Annotated in this window: 1 protein-coding gene; it reads right to left on the reverse strand. The window is 64.0% G+C overall.

Annotated features, from left to right (window positions below; all coding sequences use genetic code 11):
- Nucleotides 1–52: 52 nt before the first annotated feature.
- Nucleotides 53–1149 (reverse strand): IS3 family transposase gene (locus tag ACI2JO_RS19955; protein ID WP_404722221.1). Its coding sequence is split into 2 segments (ribosomal slippage): nt 53–900 and nt 900–1149, totalling 1098 coding nucleotides; the frame shifts between segments, so codons are not numbered across the junction.
- Between the last annotated feature and the right edge of the window lie 79 nt (nt 1150–1228).

The following is a 1228-nucleotide window of genomic DNA, read 5'->3' on the forward strand; positions in this document are numbered from 1 at the left end:
ATGACAGTCCCCCGGTTTCTCATCCGGGCGTGATGCGAGCTTCCGGCTTGCATCAGCCGGGGTTAACCCCGGCTGATGCAGCATATTCCGCTGGCGTCAGCCAGCCAAGAGCAGTGTGAGGGCGGCTCTCGTTATAGTCCCGTCGCCAGGCCTCGATCTTCGCCCGCGCATCCGCCAGCGACAGGAACCAGTGGCTGTTCAGGCATTCGTCGCGCAGACGGCCGTTGAAGCTCTCGACGAAGGCGTTGTCGGTGGGCTTGCCCGGCCGCGAGAAGTCGAGCGTGACGCCGTTCTCATAGGCCCAGCGGTCGAGCGCCTTCGAGATGAACTCCGGCCCATTGTCCACCCGGATGGTCTTCGGTGCACCACGCACCGAAGCGATCCGCGCCATCGCGGCCACCACCTGCTCGCCCTTGATGCTCTGGTCGACGTCGATCGCCAGAGCCTCGCGCGTGAAAGCGTCGACCACCGTCAGCGCCCGCAGCCGACGACCATCGAACAGCGCGTCCGAGACGAAGTCCATCGACCACATCTCGTTCGCCGCCGATGCCGCAGGTTGCCGGTCGCGGTTGGCGGCGCTAACGTTGCGCCTGGGCTTCTTGAGCCGAAGGCTCAGTCCATCATCCCGGTAGAGCCGATAGACGCGCTTGTGGTTCACGAACCATCCTTCCCTGCGCAGCAGGATGTATATCCTGAAGTAGCCGTACCGCGTTCGCGTCGCCGCCAGATCACGGATGCGCAGCATCAGCGGCGCTTGGTCCGGCCGATGCGACACGTACCGCACCGACGACCGGTCGACGCCGAGTGCCAGACAGCTGCGTCGCTCGCTGACACCGTGCGACGCCTGGACGTGCGCGACGAGCTCGCGCCGTCGTCCAGGCGTCAGGGCTTTTTTGCGAGGACGTCCTGCAGGATATGCTTGTCCAGGCTCAGGTCCGCGACCAGCTGCTTGAGCTTGCGGTTCTCCTCCTCGAGCAGCTTCAACCGTCGCAGCTCGCCCACGCCGAGGCCACCATACACCTTCTTCCAACGGTAGAATGTCTGCTCCGAGATCCCCATCCGGCGGATCACCTCGGACACTGCCGTGCCCGTCTCCGCCTGCTTCAGCGCGAACGCGATCTGCTCCTCGGTGTGCCTCGTCTTCTTCATGTCCCAGCTCCTTGCCCGCAGGCTTCAAAAGGCCGGAAAACTCTCACTCAACATGGATGAAAAAACAGGGAGGACGTCA

The organism is Sphingomonas sp. NPDC079357, assembly GCF_044901155.1.
Taxonomy (GTDB): domain Bacteria; phylum Pseudomonadota; class Alphaproteobacteria; order Sphingomonadales; family Sphingomonadaceae; genus Sphingomonas.